Origin of the sequence: Rothia mucilaginosa, assembly GCF_901875305.1 — a bacterium.
In the GTDB taxonomy this organism is placed as follows: Bacteria; Actinomycetota; Actinomycetes; order Actinomycetales; family Micrococcaceae; genus Rothia.
This window is the reverse complement of record NZ_CABFLY010000004.1, coordinates 226,043-246,392: the sequence shown is the minus strand read 5'-3', so window position 1 is coordinate 246,392 and position 20,350 is coordinate 226,043. Positions and strand designations below refer to the sequence as shown.

Genomic DNA, 20,350 nt, shown 5'->3' with positions numbered 1-20,350 from the left:
CGACGGGGCGCCGCGGCTCTTACCTGCGACGCCCCACCCTATAACTTCAAACTGAGGCTAAGACTCGGCGGATCGAGCCTGCAGCTCCTCAGCCTCGTGCATAGCATCCAGGTCGGGACGCTTGAATCCACCCAGGCGACGCGAAGCGACCACGTAACCGGCAGAAATCAGCACGAAGAAGACCACGCCCACCATGATGGACTCCTGAACACCCGAGCCGTCCAGCATGAACAGGGCCACCAGGGTGCCCAGCACGCCCACCAGAGCCAAACCCGCCGTCAGGCGGCCACCCAGCACCGTGAAGGAGGAGGCATTCCCCTGGTCCTTCTTGTAGGCCTGGTAGGTCAGCAGAATCATGATCCACACAATCAGTATGCATAGGGTCACCAGAGCCATCAGCAGGGCAAAGATGTTACCAATCTTGGCCACAGCCATCACGGTTGCCACGACAACACCGGTGAAGGAAATCAGCAGGGCCGTCATCGGCACGCCCCGGGAGGTCGTGCGGGCCGCAACCGAGGGGGCCATCTTATCGGCACCCAGAGCGTGCATCAGGCGGGTTGCCGCATACAGCGAGGCGTTTGCGCCCGAAAGCGCCGCCACCAGCACCACGAAGTTCATGATGTCGGCGGCGAAGGGAATACCCATCTCGGAGAAGACCAGCACGAAAGGGGACTCGGTCAGGTCAGAGTTCTGCGCCGCCGTCTGCCACGGCACCAAGCACAGAATAATCGCCATGGACACCACGTAGAAGGTGGACAGACGCCAAATCATCGCCTTCACGCTGGAGGCCACCGAGCGGGCGGGGTCTTTCGCCTCCGCAGCGGAAAGTGAAATCATCTCGACACCGCCGAAGGAGAACATGACCACGGCCATCGAAATCCAAATCGACATGGGGCCGTTCGGCAGGAAACCGCCCTCACTAACGAGGTTCTGCACGCCCGCGGCGCCGTGATTCGGCAGACCCACAAACACCAGCAGCAGACCAATCACCATGAACACAATGACCGCGGACACCTTAATCGAGGAGAGCAAGAACTCCAACGCGCCGAAGGACTTCACGCTCACCAGGTTCAGCACCAGGATCAGCACGCCGAAGAACGTCACCGAAACCCACAGAGGAACCTGCGGGAACCAGAACGCCACGTAATGGCCCACGGCCACCAGCTCGGCACCAGCCAGAGGCACGGTGCACGCCCAATAAGCCCAACGGGTGATGTAGCCGCTAAACGGGTTCAGGTAGCGGCTCGCAATCGTTCCGAAACCGCCCTGAATCGGGTGACGCACGGACATCTCACCCGCGCAGGCGGCAATAATCGCCGCAATCATCGAACCGATTGCATAGGAAATAATCGCGCCCGGGCCCGCAATCTTAATCGCCGAGGACGAGCCCAGGAACAGGCCCGTACCCAGCGCCAGGCCCATCGCAATCATGGTCAGCTGACCGTGGGATAGGGAACGACTCAGAGAATCGCCCGACTGCTCAGAGGTATTCTCCCGCAGTGTAGACATAACATGTCGCTTTCGTTTGGAATGCTGTGTATTGAAAATGAAGTGTGAATAGGGGAAGGCCGCCCGAATAAACAATCGAGCGGCCCCGCGCATCGGCGTCCAGTGTTGGGCTAGGCCACGTGCTCCAGCTCGTGACGCTTAAACCAACCAATCACCGGGTAGCTAATAGGCATGAGGATTACCTCAACCAGGCACTTGTAGACGTAGCCGACCAGCACGTAGTTCAGGAAAGCCTCAATGGTATCGATGCCAAGCACCGGAGCCGCAATCGAACAGAAGATGACGGTGTCAACCAACTCACCAGCCAGGGTGGAAAGAATCATGCGCAGCCACAGGAAGCGGCCTTTGGTGGCCTTCTTCATGGACACCATAATCCAGGCGTTCAGGGTCTGGCCGCACAGATAACCAAGCAAAGAACCGGCGTAAATCTGCCACACAGGGCCCAGAACAGACTCAAATGCCTTCTGGTTCTCATAGAACTCCGCGGCCGGCAGATACATGATGACCAGGAAGCACACGGCAGCAAAGGCGGCAGCCACAAAGGAAGCCACGATAGCGCGGCGAGCACGCTTAAAGCCGTACACCTCGGAGAGCAGGTCACCAATCACGTAGGCCAGAGGGAAGAGGAAGAAACCACCGTCAGTCACGATAGTGTTACCAATGACGGGCAGCTCGAAGGGTAGCGGGCCAAACGCCACGCCCTTAGTCGCGCCAATATTCGAAATAATCAGGATGACGCAGGATGTAGCCAACAACAGATCAAAATAGCCGCGACGACCGGCCCACGGCACCTTCACGGTGCTCGTCTGAGCCTTCGACTCGCTAACGGGTTTAGCCATAACTCTCCCCAGGTTCTTTCTCATGCATTGTGTTTCTAGTGGTGGTTGTGTGGTGGGCGGACCACCATAAACTTCAAATGCGGCACGTGGACCGCATTCGTTGGGCTCGTCTGCCACCCAAGCCTCTCTAATAGTACCCACATACCGTGCGGCGGGCAGGTTGGGAGCCGCCAGCTCTAGAGTTCGGACGCCCGGCCGCATCGGCATCGTGCTGTCTCGAGGCGTTTCGGCGGGCGGTGAGAACTGGCATCCGACACCGCGGCTCTGCCTACAATGGAACCATGAAGAGGCTGAGCCACCGTCTGCGTCGTCCGTTGATTCACCGCAACCAGCGGCGGCTTAGCGCACACATTCCACGGTTGCATCCGCTGCTCCCCCGCGCGGCGCGGCTGGTTCGGGCGGTTGCCACGGTATTCGAGCCGCTCGTACTCGCCTCCTCGGAGGTTGTGGGTTATCGTCCTTTCTCTTACCGCGGGCGCACCATCTATTACCGCGTGGATAATCTCAACCTGCTCAGCGATTCCTCCGCCGACCGGGCCCCCGGGCTGCTCCTCTATTTCGACGGTGACCACATCTCACGCGCCGGAAGCCGTCTGCTCCGCCGTCATTCTCCCCTGCGGGCCGAGTTAGCGCGCGTAGCTGAAGATTTCAATATGCTCAGCGTGCCTATTCTGGCCCCCGGAAGCCTCAGTGACGGAACCGGCCTTTTCTCTTCTTTACTCACCATTAATTGGTGGGTGCGCGCGCGTTCGCACGGTCGGACGGTTCGGGCCCTCATCAAGGAGCTTTCGCTGGCCTACGGTCTGGACATGAGCCGCGTCTGGTTTGCCGGTTATTCCGGCGGCGCCGAGTTCCTCAGCTACGAGTTGCTCACCCGCGAACTCGGGGAGGTAACCGGTGCGGGTGCGTCCCTCATTGCTGGAGGCGGGGCTGACGGCATCCCAGCCAAGGTGCGGCAGCGTGCCCTGGAGAACCCCACCTCGCATCGCGGCTTCCTGATGAGCTGGCATGTGGGGCTACGGGATGGGCGTTCGCCCTCCGGCATGCGGTTGCGTGCGCGGAGGCTCGCCCGGTGGAAGGCTCCGCGCGGCGGGTCCGTCTGGTCCGCGCAGGTTGCGGCGCAGGAGGGTATCGCTTTCTATGAGGCGCTCGGCGCGCGCACGGCTCTGCAGGTCATTCCGGGGCGCGGGCACACGGGCTATCCTATTCCCGCGCTGGTGGCCGCGGACCTCTCCGCGGCGAAGCGTTTGGGGTATCTCTGAGCGAGATCTCTACCTGCCCTTGGCCCGCGTAGTGCGGGGTATCCGGGCTGTTCGAGGGGTTTTGCTGCATCCCCTGCGTAAAATTCGCATGGATTACGCAAATTTCTTGGTGACACATTCGACATATTCGTCATTTGATGACATTCTGCGGTAAGGTGTCACTATGCCACGTATTTCTGCAGCCACCAACGCCGCCCAGCGCGAGAACACCAAGCGCGCCATCCTCAACTCTTTCGGCGAGATTCTCTACACCCGAGGCCTGTCCGGCCTGACCATGACCGACGTCGCTAAGAACGCGGGCATCGGCCGCACCGCCGTGTACAACTACTTCGCCGACATGGGTGAGCTGCTGGTTGCCTACGCCCTGGACGAGACCGAACGCTTCCTCAAGGAGCTACGCGAAGGCCTGGAGGGTATTGAGAACCCCATCGACCAGCTGGCCGTGTACATTCGCCTGCAGATTAACGACCTGGCGCGCCGCCACCTGCCCCCGGGCCCGGCCATGCGCTCCATGCTTTCCCCCGAGTCGTATGCGAAGCTCGGCAAGCACGTGCAGGAGCTGCAGATGGTTCTGGCAAACATTCTTTCGGCAGCCATCGCCGAGAAGTACATTCCGCAGAACGATATCCGCGAACTGGCAATGCTGGTGCACGGCTCGCTGTCTTCGAGCGCGGGACGCACCGAGGATGCACCGGACGAACAGGCCCGAGAGCGCCAGATTCTTAACACGATTCGCTTCATTCAGATGGGCCTGGGTGCCCGCTTCAACGCCGAGGGCAACCCGGTGCGTCTGGATTCTGAGGAGCTCGTGCCTCAGCTGGCCCCCGTACAGAACGAATCCGACCGGATGGGTGCCGCGTAGGCTTCCTGCCACCGTGGTGGCGTGTTCGGCGGCGCTCCGCCGGGCAGATATACGTTAAAACTTTAAAATGCAGGTGCCGAGCCGTTCTAAGAGCGGCTCGGCACCTGCATTTTTACGATTTTGTGCGCAATCGCGCGGACTGGGCGCGGAAAGCCGCCCGGTGTCGCCTAGTTGCGAGCCTCGGGTAGCAGGGCCGGGGAGATGGAGTCCAGGTCGAGCACCCGCGCGTACATGACGGCGCGGCGGTGCAGGGCGTTGCGGAGCGCGCGGTGCACGCCGTCCTCCAGGTAGAGTTCGCCGCCCCACTTGACCACGTGCGGGAAGAGGTCACCGTAGAAGGTGGAGTCCTCGGCCAGGAGCGTTTCAAGGTTGAGGGTCTTCTGAGTGGTGATGAGGGTGTCGAGGCGCACCTGCTGCGGCGCGATACTGCCCCAGTCGGCGTGGGTCATGCCGTGCTGGGGGTAGGGGCGGCTGTCGCCTACTTTTTTGAAGATCATGGTGGTGCTTTCTGCAGGTATGTGAACGCCCGGCGGCGCGGACCTGTTAGGATTCTGAGGAAATAGTAGCAAGGGCGCAAAAAATCCCCGGCCTTAGAATCTAAGACCGGGGATCGGTGGCGGAGGATGGGGGATTTGAACCCCCGAGGGCTGTTAACCCAACACGCGTTCCAGGCGTGCGCCATAGGCCGCTAGGCGAATCCTCCAGCTACGTTCCCTGCGCATTGCGTAGGTAACGAATAAAACTTTACTACAGATTGATGATGCCACGCAAGCCTAGCGGGGAAAAAGTAATAGAAAGCACACTATAGTTGGGTTTGGCGGGTGCACGCTCGCAGGAGAAAGACCTATTTTGAGGTATAGAAAAACCTCCTACGCAACCGCTGAGGATCCGGATTCTGAGCGAGCGAACTGAGGCGCAGGATTCCGAGCGCGCGAGGCAATAAATCATGCGCCGAAGCCGCCGAGCCCTAACGAGGCGGAATCCTGGGTTGAAGCCGTCGAACGACAGTGAGACGGGCATGACGGGTGCAAGCTACCCAGGTACCTGTTTTTGGGTAAAAAAGACCTCCTACGCACCCGTCATAGCTCGAATACCCTTGCTACCTTCCGGTCCTGGGGGAGTTTTCCAAGATAACGCCACGTAAGAGGCAAGAACCAGTGTACCGGATTTTTGACGCATTGGGAACTTGGGGTGAGCGTGCGGGGGTTGCGGACCGGCGCATGCTCGCGGCACACCGTCGCGCGCCCTTGAGCAGGACCTGGGCAAACACTACGCCCACGCCTCCGGAGAGGTTCGCCAAACGGTGACGGCGGGCCGCTCGGGCGCGGGGTAAAGCGTCTAAAATGGTAGCGATTGTCCTATCCGCATCCCCGAGCTTAAGAGGTTGCCGTGAGCACTGCCCTTTATCGTCGTTACCGTCCCGAGACCTTCGCCGAGGTCATCGGGCAGGAGCAGGTTACTGTGCCCCTCATGACGGCTCTGGAGAAGAACCGCGTCAACCACGCCTACCTTTTCTCCGGACCGCGCGGCTGCGGTAAGACCACCTCGGCCCGTATTCTGGCGCGATGCCTGAACTGCGCGCAGGGCCCGACCCCCACCCCGTGTGGCGTATGCGATTCGTGCCGTGAGCTTTCGCGTGACGGCGGCGGCTCCCTCGACGTGATTGAGATGGATGCGGCGAGCCACGGCGGCGTGGATCACGCCCGTGACCTGCGCGAGCGCGCGACCCTGGCGCCGGTGCGTGACCGCTACAAGATTTTCATTATTGACGAGGCCCACATGGTCACCCGCGAGGGCTTTAACGCCCTGCTGAAGATTGTGGAGGAGCCGCCGGAGCACGTGAAGTTCATCTTCGCGACGACCGAGCCGAATAAGGTGCTGGGCACGATTCGTTCGCGTACCCACCACTACCCGTTCCGTCTGGTGCCGCCGGAGGTTCTTTTGCCGTACCTGCAGAGCCTGTGCGATCAGGAGCAGGTGGCGGTGGAGCCGGGCGTGTTGCAGCTGGTGATTCGTGCCGGCGGCGGGTCGGTGCGTGATTCGCTCTCGATTCTTGATCAGCTGATGGCTGGCGCGTCCTCCGAGAAGGGCATTGAGTACAACCTCGCGGTAGCCCTGCTGGGTTATACCCATGCGCAGCTTCTGGATGAGGTTGTGGAGGCGCTGGGCGCCAAGGAGGCGTCCACGCTGTTTGGCGCGGTGTCTCGCGTGGTGGCGACCGGTCAGGATCCTCGCCGTTTTGTGGAGGATCTGCTGGAGCGTCTGCGCGATTTGATTGTGGTGAAGGCTGTCCCACAATCGGCCGCGCAGATTCTGCAGGGTGTTCCGCAGGATCAGCTGGACCGCCTGGCCGTTCAGGCTCAGGCGCTGAGCGAGCGCGAGCTGACCCTGGCGGCGGGAACCGTGAACGATGCACTGAACGGCATGACGGGCGCGTCGAACCCGCAGCTTCAGCTGGAGCTGTTGTGCGCCCGCCTGCTTCTGCCGGCGGCTGAGGGCTCGGCGAACGGCGCGGAGATTGCGGCGCTGGCTTCGCGCCTTCAGGTGTTGGAGCGTCGTGTGGCTTCTGGTGCTGCTGGTTCTGCCCCGGCGAGCGTGCAGGTCGGTTCTCAGGCCCCGGCAAGCATGTCGGCTGCGCGTGCGGCGGGCATGGCGGCGGCGGGCATGGCTCCTAAGACCCAGGCACCTAATACCCAGGTTCTTGCTTCTAGCGCGCCTGTTCAGGAGGCGGCTACCCCGCAGGCAGGTTCGCAGCAGGGCGGTACCCAGCAGGCTGGCGCGGGTGCGCCCCCGCTGGCTGGTGCGCCGCTTAGCTCTGCGCCCCTGGCACCGGCGGCGCAGGCACCTGTAGCTCAGGAGACCGCATCTCAAGCTCCGGCCACTCAGACTCCCGCGCCCCTGGCCTCTCCTGCTCAGGCTGGTGCTCCCCTGGCGGACACCGCCCCGGCGGCGGCACCGAACGCCTCGGCTCCTGCTGCATCCGCCCCGGTTGCTGCGACCCCTCCCGCCCCTTTGAAGCTTAATCCAAATGATCCGCTGGCGGCGGTTCAGGGCAATTGGCGTGCCATCCTTAACCGAATGAGCGTTCCAGGTTCCGCGGAGCAGCTGGCGCAGGTTTACCCCGCCCGCTTGGAGGGCACAGTGCTCTACGTGCGTGCCGATATTGCAACCCTGCGCGCGGTCAAGGGCTACGTCCCCGAGCTGACCGCTCGCGTAGGCGAGTTCCTGCGCGGCCCCGTGACGATTCACGCCGAGGTCGTCAAGCCCGGCGAGCCCCTCAAGCCGGGCGCCCCGACACCCCAGCAGGCGGCTCAGCCCGTCGCACCGGCTCCCCAGCAGCCCGCCGCACCCCTGGCGGAAGGCCCCCGCGGCGGTGAGGATGCGTGGCGTCGCCACGGTCAGCCGGTGAACGATGCCGCGGCTCCGGCGTCCACCAGCGTGGATGCCCCCCTGGGTGCGTGGGAGGTTGCCCCAATCCCGCAGAGCGCCCCCGAGGATGCACCTCAGCAGCCTGCACCGCAGGCACCGGCTGGTCCGCTTGCCCCTGAGCCCCCGGTTGCTCCGCAGGTTCCGGCGGGCGGCTTTGGCGAGCGCGATTCCTTCGCGGCCTCCGGCAGCGGGGTTCCGCAGCAGGAGAGCGCCCCAGATCCCCAGTATGCCCCGGAGCCCCAGTTCGCGCAGGAGCCTCCTCACGCAGAGGAACCTCCGTATGGACAGGAGCCCCCTTTTGAGGATGAGCCTGCCTACGCTGAACCAGTTGAGGTACCCGCTGCGCCTGCAACGCCTGCTGAGCCTGTAGCTCCGGCTGGTCCGCTTGCTGCTCCGGTTGAGCCTGCTGGCCCCCTCGCGCCGGCTGGTCCGTTGGCAGAGGTACCGCAGACCGCTCCGGCTGCTAATGCTCCGGTGGCTGAGGAAAAGCCCGCAGCGCAGGCTTCTAACGCAACTGCAGCGCCGACTCCTAGCGCACCAGCGGCACCGGCTCGCCCGGCACGCGCCGCATCCGATGAGGACTACATCTCCGAGGACGACGAGAAGGTCGAAAACAGCACCTTCATCGGCCTGCGAGCCATCGAGAAGATTATCGGCGGCACCGTCATTGACGAGCGCCCCCTCCACCAGGGTTAAATCCCTCGAGGCATGTGGCTCCGTCCCGCCGTGCCGATGAGCCGCCCTATGCGCCCAACGTACCCGCCGGCGCCGAGAATGACAGGAATTTTCGGCGTCGGCGGGCATTTTTCTGCCCGAATCCCCGTTAAGCTATCAGGGGGTTGGGCCACGCTGGTTCCGAACCGGCCCCAACGCGGAGTATCCTGGACACTCACCGCGGACCACGGCAGATTGGAGAAGCATGTACGAGGGTGCAGTACAAAACCTCATTGACGAGCTCGGACGCCTCCCCGGCGTGGGCCCCAAGTCGGCTCAGCGCATCGCTTTTCACATTCTGAACGCTGACGCCGCCGATATGGCGCGCCTGGCCAACGCGATTTCCACGGTGAAGACCAGCGTGAGCTTCTGCGAGGAGTGCGGCAACGTCTCCGAGACGAAGCTGTGCTCGATTTGCCGTGACGAGCGCCGCGACCCGTCGGTGCTGTGCGTGGTCGAGGAGTCCAAGGACGTCGTGGCGATTGAACGCACCCGTTCCTTCACCGGCCGCTACCACGTGCTTGGCGGGGCCATTAACCCACTGGCAGGCGTGGGCCCGGAGCAGTTGCGCATCCGCGAGCTGGTCTCGCGCCTGGCCGACGAGCGCATCCAGGAGATTATTCTGGCCATGGACCCGAACCTTGAGGGTGAGGCGACCGCAACCTACCTTTCGCGCATGCTCGTGCCGCTGGGTGTGCGCCTGTCACGCCTGGCGTCGGGTCTACCGGTGGGCGGCGACCTGGAGTATGCCGACGAAATTACCCTGGGTCGCGCACTGGAGGGCCGCCGCGTGATTAGCGAGGGCACCGCCGCGGTTCACACCGCCGCCGAGGACTTTAAGCGGGCTAACCGCGAGGAGGAGCGGGAGCGCGAGCAGGCCGCAGTAGTGCGCGCCGAGGAGGCGAAGCAGAGCCGCCGCCGCTGGAGCTCCAGCATGTTCGACGACCTGGATGCCCCGGCCGCCCCCGCAGGTGAGGCCCCCGCGACCGCCGGCGTGCAGGCCACGGTGGATGAGCAGCTCATCGAGCGGGTCTTGCAGGAGGGTGGGGAGGCCCCGGCCGCCGAAAACGGCGAGGCTGAGGCACCCGAGACCGAACCAGTCGCCAAGGAACCCACCGCGAAGAACGCCGAAACGGCCGAAACCCCTGAGACATCCGAAAGCCCCGAAGCTCTCAGGGATTCTGCCGCTTCCGAGGGCTCCGCTGCCTCCGAGAGCCCCGAAGAGTCCGAGGAGGCGCACGAGGTGTTCCGTAGCGCCGACTACGAGGAGCGCATCCGCTCGATTCAGAACGCCCCGTTGCGCACCCCGAAGCCGGATGTTCCGCCGCTGCCGGGCGTGACCTATGTGAACCCGTGGACTTAGCTTTCCGGTCCCGCCGCGCCCCACGTAACATTCGGTAATATTCCACGAGTCAATACATACGGCTGGCAAGTTAGCCGCCCGGCCTGAACGCCGTCTACTATAAATGAGGAGCCGGCGTCTGCCGGTAGCACACAAAGTAACTGACCTGGAGATATCTATGAGCCTGATCGTCCAAAAGTTCGGCGGTTCCTCCGTAGCGGATGCGGAGGGCGTCAAGCGCGTTGCCCGCCGCGTCGTGGACACTCAGAAGGCAGGTAACGATGTGGTCGTCGTGGTGTCCGCTATGGGTGACACCACCGATGAGCTGCTCGACCTTGCCGCAGAGGTCACCAGCAATGTCACTCCTTCCCGTGAGCTGGACATGCTGCTGACTGCCGGTGAACGCATTTCGACTGCCATCCTGTCGATGGCTATTAACGACCTGGGCGCTAAGGCCCAGTCTTTCACTGGTTCTCAGGCTGGCATGATTACCGATGGCGTGCACGGTTCTGCACGTCTGGTTGAGGTCAAGCCGGAGCGTATCCGTGAGTCGATTGAGGCTGGCAATATTGCGATTGTGGCCGGTTTCCAGGGTGTTCACCGTCAGAGCGGCGATATTACTACTCTGGGCCGCGGCGGTTCTGATACGACCGCTGTTGCACTGGCTGCCGCTCTGAACGCTGATGTGTGCGAGATTTACTCGGATGTGGACGGCGTGTTCACTGCCGACCCGCGCATCGTACCGACCGCGCATAAACTGGACACTGTCACCAGTGAGGAGATGCTGGAGATGGCGGCTAATGGTGCGAAGATTCTGCACCTGCGCAGTGTCGAGTATGCTCGCCGTTTTAATTTGAAGCTTCACGTGCGTTCGTCCTTCTCGAACCTTGAAGGCACTATTGTGGTTCCGGAGGACTCCGCGGAACTGACCCCCATCCATTTGAAGGAGATTCCCTTGGAACAGCCCTTGATTTCTGGTGTTGCACATGACCGTAGCCAGGCAAAGATTACTGTTGTTGGTGTTCCGGATGTTCCCGGTTCGGCAGCGAAGGTATTTGGCTTGCTGAACGAGGCGAAGGTGAATCTGGACATGATTGTTCAGAATGTGCCGACTGACCGCCCCGGCGTGACTGATATTTCCTTCACTTTGGACCAGGCTCAGGGCGATGCTGCTTTGAAGGCGTTGCAGGATGCGAAGGCTGAGCTGGGTTTCCAGGAGGTTATTTACAACGAGTCGGTCGGTAAGCTCTCACTGGTTGGTGCGGGTATGAAGACCAACCCGGGTGTTTCGTTCACTTTCTTTGAGGCCCTGTCGAACGCTGGCGTGAATATTGACATGATTTCGACGTCTGAGATTCGTATTTCGGTGATTACTGATTTGAACAAGCTGGATGAGGCTGTTCGCGCGGTACACACTGCGTTCGGTCTGGATGCCGAGGGTGAGGCTACTGTTTACGGTGGTACTGGCCGCTAGGGTTTAGCTCGTTTGTGAGCTGCACGCTTCAGTAAGGGGCGGCGCTGGTTTGGTCCGGCGCCGCCCCTCCCCTTTTCTGTTTACAGGTGAAATAACTAAAACACTTTACAGTTATTTCAGATAAGGGTAGGGTTGTATCAACCGTGAATGAGCCTCTCACCGAATGATATACCCCCATCGACGTGGCATCTTCGGACGTTGGCTCTGCCGGCAACAGCACCAAGGAGAAGATAATGACCGCCACCCTAACCAGCCCTCTGAAGGAAGATACCCTCAATCAGGCTCGCGCAGAGGCACGGGAGATCCTCAAAAACTCTGAAAAAACCACCCTTGAGGTGACCGTTTCGGATCGAGAAAGCCAGCAGCTTGGCGATGCCCTCAACCAGGTCATGCAGCACGTCCTGCATGCCCTGGCTAACGGGCAAAGTATCGATGTTCAGGTTGTCCCTCACGATTTGACGACGACGGTTGCAGCGCAGCGTATCGGTATTTCACGCCCGACACTCATGAAGGCTATTCGCTCTGGTGACCTCCCGGCGCATAAGGTGGGTAGCCACTTCCGTATCCGTACCGATGATGCTGATGCTTTCCGTAAGGGACTTCTCAAGAAGACCATTGCTCAGAAGGAGCAAGCTCTCAAAAAGCTCTGGGAACTCGAGGATGAACACGGTCTTGCTGACACCCTCGGAGGGCCCGCATTGTAGCGTCCAAATACTCTGTTCTGCTGGATACAAATATTCTGATGTCTAAAACTCTTCGGGATTGGATTTTATTGTTGGCGGTGAAGAGTGAATACAAGTTCTTTACGCCTCACGTCTCCAGTGGAGTTATGGATGAATTTGGCTACCACGTTCGTCGAGCCAATCCAGCAATAAGCGACGCCGTCCTTGAAAACTGGAAGCAACAAATCATCAGGTCCTGCGTCTCATGCATCTCCGGGTTTCCTGTTGAAGCTCCTGTTTCCTTCCCCGATACGGACGATCTTCACGTGCATGCCGCCGCCCAACACGGCGGCATGCACGCATTAGTCACTGATGACCGTAAGCTGCTCGATTATGCTTCCACGGAAGAAGCTCAGAATATTCAAAATTATGAGACGCTCAGCGCGGATGATTTTCTGATGCAGCTCACCGAATACGCTCATCCCTCCTTATTTGCGGAGGTCTACCTTTTCCAGGAATCTTATGCTCGCTCTAAGGGATTCACGGAGATTGATATTCCGCGGTCACTTGAACGAGCAGGAACGGGTCAATTTGCCCGTTATCTTAGGACTGTAGTGATCAATAGCCCACAGTTTGCCGATTTTGAACGTGAGTTTTACGCGCCATCTTCCGGTGAGTAGAATCCACTCCCTACCTTGTCACAGCATCGTTTAGGCTAGAAGAATGACTACTCTTCAGACGACGCTTCGAGTGATGGATGCCCATAAATGGCGTGCCGCCGCGGCCGCCCACGAGGTGCGTGCCGGCCGCTACGCCGACCCGTTTGCGCAGCGTCGCGCCCGCCACGAAGTGCACCCTGTGGAGGATTTCCTCTTCACCTACTACACGCTCAAGCCCGGCCAGTTCAAGCGCTGGCACCCCGGCGCCGGCGTCATTCTGCTGGATGCGCCCGAGCGCACCTCCTGGCGTTTCTACCGGCACGCAACCGAGCAGGAGCTCCTTGAGGCTGGTTGCACTCCCGAGGTTGCGCGCGCCCAGGCGGATGCGGCCTCCGCCGTCACCGTAGACGTCACCGATTTTGTGGAGCGCCGCGCAACCGCCCTCGCCTTCACCCACGAGATCCTGCGCAATACGGCCGCGAAGAAGGGTCAATTCGGCTGCTTCGGCATGCACGAGTGGGCGATGGCGTACAAGTCCGTGGAGAACAACATCCGCCACGACTACCTGGAGTTGCGCCTGGGTGCGGAGGGCACGGACCGCGTGGTGGAGGAGCACCGCATCCGCTGCTCGCATTTTGATGCATTCCGTTTCTTCATGCCGCAGGCTGCACCGATGAATGAGCTGCAGCCGACCCGTGAGACGCAGCGCATCCTGGAGCAGCCGGCGTGCCTGCACGCGAACATGGACGTGTACAAGTGGGCGTATAAGCTGCTGCCGCTGGTTGATTCTGCGCTGGTCATGGATTGCTTCGATCTGGCCTGGGAAGCGCGTGAGCTGGATATGCGCGCGGCCCCCTACGAGATTCGTGCGTGGGGCTACGAGCCGATTCCCGTGGAGACGGCCGAGGGCAAGGCGGAGTATGTGCGTATTCAGCGTGAGCTGTCGGAGCGTTCGATTGGTCTGCGCGAGCGTCTGCTGGAGGTGTGCGCACGCTATCTTCCGCCCCTCGAGGCGTAAAAGACGTGATTCGAGCCTCTTAGGGTATCCACCAACCGGGCGTATACCCCCGTTACGGTCGTTAGTACGGTAAGATGAGATACGGCTCATATAGAACCCACGCACCCAAGGAGTGCCCACACATGGCCCGTATTGTTGTTGATGTTATGCTCAAGCCCGAAATTCTTGACCCGCAGGGTAAGGCTATTTCTCACGAGCTGCCCCGTATCGGTGTTGATTCCTTCGTGGACGTCCGCCAGGGCAAGCGCTTCGAGCTGACCGTCGAGGGTGAGGCTACTGAGGAGCACCTCGCAGCTGCTCGTAAGGCTGCTGAGGAGTTGCTGTCCAACCCCGTGATTGAAGACGTCGTGAACGTTTCGGTTCTGGAGGACTAATACACATGGCAGAATCTCTCGCACCGACTGAAGTCCCCCTGGTTGGTGACTTCTCCACTTCCGCCCCGAACCCCGCTTTCGCTGATGCACGCGTTGGCGTGGTGACTTTCCCCGGCACCCTGGACGACCGTGACGCCGCCCGCGCTATCCGCCTGGCTGGCGGTACCGTGGTCGAGCTGTGGCACGACGACTCCGACCTGAAGAACGTTGACGCCGTGGTGATTCCCGGCGGTTTCTCCTACGGTGACTACCTGCGTGCCGGCGCTATTGCTGCGAAGGCTCCCGTAATGCATTCGGTGATTGATGCCGCTAACGCTTCGGGCACCTCCGGTTCTGCCCCTCTGCCCGTGCTGGGTATCTGCAATGGTTTCCAGATTCTGACTGAGTCTCACCTGCTACCCGGTTCGATGATTAAGAACGATCACCGCAAGTTCATTTGCCGCGACCAGACTCTGCGTATTGAGAACAACACCACCTCCTGGACCAGCAACTATGCTGCCGGCCAGGAGATTGTTGTTCCTCTGAAGAACCAGGACGGCCAGTACGTTGCTGATGCGAAGACCCTGGAGGCGCTGGAGGCTGAGGGCCGCGTGGTGTTCCGCTACGTTGGGTTCAACCCGAACGGTTCCCGTAACGATATTGCCGGTATCACCAACGAGCGCGGTAACGTGGTCGGCCTGATGCCGCACCCGGAGCACGCTACGGAGCCGGGCTTCGGTCCTTCGTCCTCCGGTTTCGGTTCGGTGTCCCTGCGCGGTGGCGCCGATGGTATTGGCGTGTTCACCTCGGTTCTTTCTAACCTGATTAACGCCCGCTAACGCACGACAAGGATTCTAAGAAGTTATGAGCGAAAAGCAGTTTAACCTCGACACCGTCGAGCATGCGGCAGCTACCCCGGACACCGAACTCCCCTGGGCCGAGCTGGGCCTAAAGGAGAACGAGTTCGAGGAGATTAAGGAGATTCTGGGTCGCCGCCCCACCGCGGCTGAGCTGGCAATGTACTCGGTCATGTGGTCCGAGCACTGCTCCTACAAGTCTTCTAAGGTTCATCTGAAGCAGTTCGGTGCGAAGGTCACCGAAGAGATGAAGAAGGACCTGATGGTCGGTATCGGTGAGAACGCCGGCGTGACCGACATTGGTGACGGCTGGGCTGTTACCTTCAAGATTGAGTCCCACAACCACCCCTCGTATGTGGAGCCCTACCAGGGTGCCGCTACCGGCGTGGGCGGTATTGTGCGTGACATTATTTCGATGGGTGCCCGCCCGATTGCGGTGATGGATCCGTTGCGTTTCGGCGCGATTGATCACCCCGACACCGCTCGCGTGGTTGGCGGCGTGGTTGCCGGTATCGGTGGCTACGGTAACTCCCTGGGCCTGCCGAACATCGGTGGCGAGGTCGAGTTCGATTCCTGCTACCAGGCAAACCCGCTGGTCAACGCGCTGGCTGTGGGCATCATGCGTCACGAGGACATCCGCCTGGCAAACGCATCGGGCGTGGGCAACAAGGTTGTCCTCTTCGGTGCGCGCACCGGTGGCGACGGCATCGGCGGTGCGTCGGTGCTGGCTTCGGAGTCTTTCGATGACACCAAGCCCTCGAAGCGTCCTGCTGTTCAGGTGGGCGACCCCTTCGCTGAGAAGGTTCTGATTGAGTGCTGCCTGGAGCTGTTCAAGGGCTCCGTGGTTGAGGGTATTCAGGACCTGGGCGCAGCGGGTATTTCCTGCGCAACCAGCGAGCTGGCTTCTAACGGTGAGGGCGGCATGCACGTCGACCTGACCAAGGTTCTGCTGCGTGACCCCACCCTGACTCCGGGTGAGATTCTGATGTCTGAGTCTCAGGAACGCATGATGGCGGTTGTCTCCCCCGAGAACGTGGAGCGCTTCGAGGCCATCATGAACAAGTGGGGCGTGGAGTACTCTTTCCTCGGTGAGGTGACCGACTCCGGCCGCCTGGTCATCGAATGGGACGGCGAGGTCATCGTGGATGTTGATCCCCGCACCGTCGCACACGACGGCCCGACCTACGAGCGCCCCTACGCTCGTCCCGAGTGGCAGGATGACGTGCAGGCTAACCACTTCACCGGTTCAGTTGCCGACGATTTCCGCCCGCGCGGTGAGGAGCTTGGCGAGGCAATCAAGGCCTTCATGGCATCCCCGAACATGTGCTCCAAGTCCTGGATTACCAACCAGTACGACCGCTACGTGCAGGGCAACACCGCCCTGTCCATGCCGGATGACGGCGGCGTGGTGCGTGTGGACGAGAACACCAACCTCGGTGTTGCTCTGGCCACCGACGCATCCGCACGTTTCACCTACCTGGATCCGTACGAGGGTGCACGTGCCTCCCTGGCTGAGGCATACCGCAACGTGGCTACCGTTGGTGCGCGCCCCGTGGCCGTGTCTGACTGCCTGAACTTCGGTTCCCCCGAGGACCCGGACGTCATGTGGCAGTTCGCCGAGGCTGTTCGTGGCCTGGCTGATGGTTGCATGGAGCTGGGTGTTCCGGTGACCGGCGGTAACGTGTCCCTGTACAACCAGACCGGTGGTAAGGCCATCAACCCGACTCCCGTGGTCGCGATGATGGGCGTGATGGATGATGTCACTCGCCGCACCCCGTCGGGTTGGGCTCCTGAGCATGATGGCCAGGCTATCTACCTGCTGGGCACCACCCGCGATGAGCTGGATGGTTCCGAGTGGGCTCGTTTCAAGGGTCATCTGGGCGGTCTGCCTCCGAAGGTTGATTTGGCTCTGGAGCGTCAGCTGGGTGACATGCTGGTGAACATGTCTCGTGACGGCATGATTGATGCCGCTCACGACGTGTCTGCCGGTGGTCTGGCTGCCGCTCTGGTGGAGGCTTGCTTGCGCTTCAACACCGGTGCCCGCATTGGCCTGGGCGAGGTTGCTGAGCGCGACGGTCTGGACCTGTTCACCCTGCTGTTCTCGGAGTCGCTGGGCCGCGTTGTGGTTTCGGTTCCGCGTTCGGAAGAGGTGCGCTTCAAGGATATGTGCACCGCTCGCCAGTTCCCCTTCGCCCGTATCGGTGTGGTGGATGCTGCGTCGAACGCTCTGGACTTCCAGGACGAGGTGTCCATCAACCTGGACGAGCTGCGTGCAGCTCACGAAGGCACCATGGCTGCTCACTTCGGTGAGGTTGCTAAGGGCTAACACCTAAGACGGTTATCGCTTGAGAGGGGCAGATGCTTGCGAAGGCATCTGCCCCTTTTAGTGCGCTTAGGGGTTGGTAGGTTGAGCATAGGGGCACTTATGCTTTCCACCTCAAAATATGCCAATATTCGCATGTATTAAATCTCTGTTCTGGAATGACTGTAACTATCAGCTCATTACGGGGCAAAGATTATCTTTATCCCCTTCTGCACGGATACACTGAGAGGTAGTGTCCGCAATGCTGAACTCTATTCAGTTCTGCATTCCACCCATTCGAGAAAGAGACCCCTGCATGGACCCTCAGCAGCCTCACGAGCGGAGAAACGCGAGCGCTGCCGCCGGATACGTTCCCGAGTACTCCGAAGCGGCGCATAGCGGCTCCTTTGACATCGCCCAGCACGGCCTCAGCAGTGACGACGTTGCACGCCTGACAGCTGAGGGTAAGGTCAATACCCAGAACACGAAGTCTTCTCGCACGCTGTGGAGCATTATGCGTGCGCACCTTTTCACGGTCTTTAACCTGGTTCTGGGCCTCTGTGGTGCCGTGGTGATTGCCTACCAGCGTTGGGCGGATCTTCTCTTCTTGGGTGCTGTGATTGCCAATATCGTGATTGGTTTTGTGCAGGAGTACAAGGCCAAGCTGGAGCTGGATCGCATCTCCCTGCTGGACCGTTCCCCCGCGACCGCTGTGCGCGACGGCAAGACCGTTGAGGTTCCTATGGAGCAGTTGGTGGAGGGCGACGTGGTGGTCCTCAAGCGCGGCGATCAGGTACCTGCTGATGCCGTGGTGCTTACCTCCGATTCGTTGGAGTTGGACGAATCTCTGCTGACCGGTGAGAACGATCCGATTGCGAAGCACCCGGGCGATATGGTGCTCTCGGCTTCGAGCGTGCTCGGCGGTACCGGTCGCGTGTTGCTCTCTCACGTGGGTGCTAATTCTCGTGCAAGCAAGATCTCTGATGAGGCGCGCCAGTTCTCGCGCATCCAGTCTGAGTTGCGTGATGCGCTGAACCTGGTGGTCCGCTGGATTACGGTTGGTCTTGCGGTCATTATTCCGGTGGTGCTGTGGGGTCAGATTCGCGCCGCCGGTGGCTTGGAGACCGTGCAGCAGAACCACCTGTGGGAACAGGTTTCTATTGCTGTGGTTTCTTCGGTGGCTTCGATGATTCCGCAGGGTCTGGCGCTGATGACCACTCTGGCCTTCGCGGCGGCGGCCGTGGCTCTGGGCCGCAAGCACAATATTCTGGTGCAGGAGCAGCCTGCGGTTGAGGTGCTGGCTCGTGTTGATGTGGTCTGCTTCGATAAGACCGGTACCCTGACCGAGGGTGGCGTGATTTTTGATTCGGTGCGCCCCCTGACCACGGACGCGGTGGCTGAGGGCCCCGGCGCCGACTCTGCCGAGCACACTTCCTGGCGTGCTTCTCTGCCGGCGGGTTGGAACGAGGCGCTGTCGTGGTTCGGTCACGATGAGAACGCGAACCCGACCGCAGCCGCGCTGACCGGTGGTTTCCCGCAGGCGTCTTCGGCTACTGTGAGCGGTATTGTTCCGTTCTCTTCGGCTCTGCGTTTTAGCGCAATTGAGTTTAAGGATTCGGGTGCGTGGCTTCTGGGTGCTCCGGAGGCGCTTCTCGCCAAGGGTAGCGCTGAGCGCGAGCGTGCCGCTGAGCTAGCGGCTTTGGGTCTGCGCACGATGGTTTTGGCTCATGCTTCTGCTGTGATTCGTAATGAGAAGGGTGAGCCCGTCCAGAAGATTCCGGCGGACGTCTCCCCGGTTCTGTTCGTGATTTTCCGTGAGAACGTGCGTGCGGACGCCCCGGAGATTGTGGAGTACTTCCACCGTCAGGGTGTGACGTTGAAGGTCTTCTCGGGTGATAACCCGTTCACTGTGGCTGCGGCTGCGAAGACTGCGGGCATGGATACTTCTGCGGGTGCGGTCGATGCATCTACTCTGCCTGAGGACGGTCCGGAGCTTACTGAGGCTGCCGCGACCCACAATATTTTTGGCCGTGTCTCGCCTGAGCAGAAGAAGAACATGGTGATTGCGTTGAAGGAGCGCGGTCACGTGGTGGCGATGACCGGTGACGGTATTAATGACGCGTTGGCTCTCAAGCATGCCAGCTTGGGTATTGCGATGGGTAATGCTGCCCCGGCGACGAAGGCGGTTTCGCGCCTGGTGCTGTTGGATGGCAAGTTCTCCTCGCTACCTGCTGCGCTGGAGCAGGGCCGCCAGGTCATTACGAACATTGAGATGGTGGCGAACCTGTTCCTGACGAAGACCGGTTTTGCGATTCTTCTGGGTGTTCTATTCAGCCTCTTCGGTTTGACCTTCCCGTTCTTGCCGCGTCAGTACTCGACGGCTGACTTCTTGATTGTGGGCGCGTCGTCCTTCGCACTGACTCTGTTGCCGAACTCACGCCGTTACGTGCCGGGCTTCTTGCGCCGCGTGCTGAACTACACGGTTCCGAACTCGGTGATTGTGGTGGCTATGCTACTTCTGGTGACGGCCGCTTCGCTGTGGATGCACATCGGTGATATCCGCCAGGTGCAGACGGCTTCGTTCGTTACCCTGGTCATGATGGGCCTGTGGAACCTAGCTGCGGTGGCCCGCCCGCTGAACCGTGCCCGCGTGTTGCTCTTCGGTGCGTTGTTGGCGGTGTTCTTCGCGGCATTGTTCGTACCGGTTCTGGTGGAGTACCACCAGTTCACTGAGGTAGCTCCGCATCTGCTGTGGACTGCGGTTGGTGCTGGCGTCCTGGGTGCGGCTCTGATTGAGGTGAATGCGCATCGCAACCGCCGCTGGCAGAAGCGCCACTACCCCGATCTTGAGGTGGCGTCGCTGAGCTTCGTTCCGAAGAAGGCCACGAAGTAGTTCGTTGCCTTTGGCCGGGGTTAGCCCCGGTTGGGACTTTTTCAGAGGGCCCCGTATCCTCGCTTTGAGGATGCGGGGCCTTTCTGTGTACTGTATCTCTGCTTATTGGGAGGGATTATTGGGCGGGACTCCGTCCATGTGTAGAAATTTTTAACAGCTTCTGAGAGTTTTC

The 20,350-nt window shown here is 60.8% G+C and carries 15 protein-coding genes, 1 tRNA gene and 1 other RNA gene; 12 read left to right on the top strand and 5 right to left on the bottom strand.

What is annotated here, in order from left to right:
- Positions 1-57: 57 nt before the first annotated feature.
- Positions 58-1,512: an amino acid permease gene (locus JX292_RS06450; protein ID WP_204862726.1), complete on the bottom strand. Its 1,455-nt coding sequence runs from the start codon at positions 1,510-1,512 to the stop codon at positions 58-60.
- A gap of 110 nt (positions 1,513-1,622) precedes the next feature.
- The gene (locus JX292_RS06445) at positions 1,623-2,351 is read right to left on the bottom strand and encodes a queuosine precursor transporter (RefSeq protein ID WP_204862724.1); all 729 of its coding nucleotides are present in this window, start codon (positions 2,349-2,351) and stop codon (positions 1,623-1,625) included.
- A 281-nt stretch (positions 2,352-2,632) separates the two neighbouring features.
- On the opposite strand from JX292_RS06445, the gene JX292_RS06440 reads away from it, so the two are divergent.
- Positions 2,633-3,613, top strand: a complete 981-nt coding sequence (locus JX292_RS06440; protein WP_204862717.1) for a hypothetical protein — start codon at positions 2,633-2,635, stop codon at positions 3,611-3,613.
- 163 nt (positions 3,614-3,776) lie between these two features.
- Positions 3,777-4,475 (top strand): TetR/AcrR family transcriptional regulator, encoded by a 699-nt coding sequence (locus JX292_RS06435; RefSeq protein WP_204862715.1) that lies wholly within the window; start codon positions 3,777-3,779, stop codon positions 4,473-4,475.
- A 167-nt stretch (positions 4,476-4,642) separates the two neighbouring features.
- Here JX292_RS06435 and JX292_RS06430 read toward each other — a convergent pair whose 3' ends face one another.
- The 3 genes from JX292_RS06430 to ffs form a co-directional block, all read right to left on the bottom strand.
- Entirely contained in the window at positions 4,643-4,972 is a 330-nt protein-coding gene (locus JX292_RS06430; RefSeq protein ID WP_204862713.1) for a type II toxin-antitoxin system VapB family antitoxin, read from the bottom strand.
- Between the two features lie 117 nt (positions 4,973-5,089).
- A tRNA-Ser gene (locus JX292_RS06425) sits at positions 5,090-5,178 on the bottom strand.
- A 353-nt stretch (positions 5,179-5,531) separates the two neighbouring features.
- Positions 5,532-5,628, bottom strand: an RNA gene (gene ffs / locus JX292_RS06420) — signal recognition particle sRNA small type.
- Between the two features lie 236 nt (positions 5,629-5,864).
- Between ffs and JX292_RS06415 the strand changes: the two genes are divergently transcribed.
- The 10 genes from JX292_RS06415 to JX292_RS06370 all read left to right on the top strand — a co-directional run bounded on the left by JX292_RS06415 (position 5,865) and on the right by JX292_RS06370 (position 20,178).
- Positions 5,865-8,600 carry a DNA polymerase III subunit gamma and tau gene (locus JX292_RS06415; RefSeq protein ID WP_204862711.1) on the top strand — a complete coding sequence of 912 codons (2,736 nt, stop codon included), beginning with the start codon at positions 5,865-5,867 and terminating at the stop codon, positions 8,598-8,600.
- Between the two features lie 223 nt (positions 8,601-8,823).
- Positions 8,824-9,981 carry a recombination mediator RecR gene (gene recR, locus JX292_RS06410; protein ID WP_204862709.1) on the top strand — a complete coding sequence of 386 codons (1,158 nt, stop codon included), beginning with the start codon at positions 8,824-8,826 and terminating at the stop codon, positions 9,979-9,981.
- Positions 9,982-10,138: 157 nt separating this feature from the next.
- Entirely contained in the window at positions 10,139-11,434 is a 1,296-nt protein-coding gene (locus JX292_RS06405) for an aspartate kinase (protein WP_204862707.1), read from the top strand.
- Positions 11,435-11,667: 233 nt separating this feature from the next.
- Positions 11,668-12,138, top strand: a complete 471-nt coding sequence (locus tag JX292_RS06400; protein WP_204862705.1) for an excisionase family DNA-binding protein — start codon at positions 11,668-11,670, stop codon at positions 12,136-12,138.
- Entirely contained in the window at positions 12,132-12,776 is a 645-nt protein-coding gene (locus JX292_RS06395) for a PIN domain-containing protein (protein WP_204862806.1), read from the top strand. The genes JX292_RS06400 and JX292_RS06395 overlap by 7 nt, the downstream gene beginning before the upstream one ends.
- 43 nt (positions 12,777-12,819) lie before the next feature.
- Entirely contained in the window at positions 12,820-13,773 is a 954-nt protein-coding gene (locus JX292_RS06390) for a 3-methyladenine DNA glycosylase (protein WP_204862703.1), read from the top strand.
- A 122-nt stretch (positions 13,774-13,895) separates the two neighbouring features.
- A complete protein-coding gene (gene purS, locus JX292_RS06385) occupies positions 13,896-14,147 on the top strand; it encodes a phosphoribosylformylglycinamidine synthase subunit PurS (RefSeq protein ID WP_005507194.1) in 252 nt (83 codons plus the stop codon).
- A gap of 5 nt (positions 14,148-14,152) precedes the next feature.
- Positions 14,153-14,965 carry a phosphoribosylformylglycinamidine synthase subunit PurQ gene (gene purQ / locus JX292_RS06380; protein WP_204862700.1) on the top strand — a complete coding sequence of 271 codons (813 nt, stop codon included), beginning with the start codon at positions 14,153-14,155 and terminating at the stop codon, positions 14,963-14,965.
- 25 nt (positions 14,966-14,990) lie between these two features.
- Entirely contained in the window at positions 14,991-17,309 is a 2,319-nt protein-coding gene (gene purL / locus JX292_RS06375) for a phosphoribosylformylglycinamidine synthase subunit PurL (RefSeq protein ID WP_204862698.1), read from the top strand.
- A 292-nt stretch (positions 17,310-17,601) separates the two neighbouring features.
- A complete protein-coding gene (locus tag JX292_RS06370; protein WP_204862697.1) occupies positions 17,602-20,178 on the top strand; it encodes an HAD-IC family P-type ATPase in 2,577 nt (858 codons plus the stop codon).
- Positions 20,179-20,350 lie beyond the last annotated feature (172 nt).

What these genes read in the sequence shown, in the direction of transcription:
- purS (WP_005507194.1), top strand. Translation starts at nt 13,896, where the DNA reads ATGGCCCGTATTGTTGTTGATGTTATGCTCAAGCCCGAAATTCTTGAC.
- JX292_RS06400 (WP_204862705.1), top strand. Translation starts at nt 11,668, where the DNA reads ATGACCGCCACCCTAACCAGCCCTCTGAAGGAAGATACCCTCAATCAG.
- JX292_RS06390 (WP_204862703.1), top strand. Translation starts at nt 12,820, where the DNA reads ATGACTACTCTTCAGACGACGCTTCGAGTGATGGATGCCCATAAATGG.
- purL (WP_204862698.1), top strand. Translation starts at nt 14,991, where the DNA reads ATGAGCGAAAAGCAGTTTAACCTCGACACCGTCGAGCATGCGGCAGCT.
- recR (WP_204862709.1), top strand. Translation starts at nt 8,824, where the DNA reads ATGTACGAGGGTGCAGTACAAAACCTCATTGACGAGCTCGGACGCCTC.
- JX292_RS06440 (WP_204862717.1), top strand. Translation starts at nt 2,633, where the DNA reads ATGAAGAGGCTGAGCCACCGTCTGCGTCGTCCGTTGATTCACCGCAAC.
- purQ (WP_204862700.1), top strand. Translation starts at nt 14,153, where the DNA reads ATGGCAGAATCTCTCGCACCGACTGAAGTCCCCCTGGTTGGTGACTTC.
- JX292_RS06405 (WP_204862707.1), top strand. Translation starts at nt 10,139, where the DNA reads ATGAGCCTGATCGTCCAAAAGTTCGGCGGTTCCTCCGTAGCGGATGCG.
- JX292_RS06370 (WP_204862697.1), top strand. Translation starts at nt 17,602, where the DNA reads ATGGACCCTCAGCAGCCTCACGAGCGGAGAAACGCGAGCGCTGCCGCC.
- JX292_RS06445 (WP_204862724.1), bottom strand. Translation starts at nt 2,351, where the DNA reads ATGGCTAAACCCGTTAGCGAGTCGAAGGCTCAGACGAGCACCGTGAAG.
- JX292_RS06450 (WP_204862726.1), bottom strand. Translation starts at nt 1,512, where the DNA reads ATGTCTACACTGCGGGAGAATACCTCTGAGCAGTCGGGCGATTCTCTG.
- JX292_RS06430 (WP_204862713.1), bottom strand. Translation starts at nt 4,972, where the DNA reads ATGATCTTCAAAAAAGTAGGCGACAGCCGCCCCTACCCCCAGCACGGC.
- JX292_RS06435 (WP_204862715.1), top strand. Translation starts at nt 3,777, where the DNA reads ATGCCACGTATTTCTGCAGCCACCAACGCCGCCCAGCGCGAGAACACC.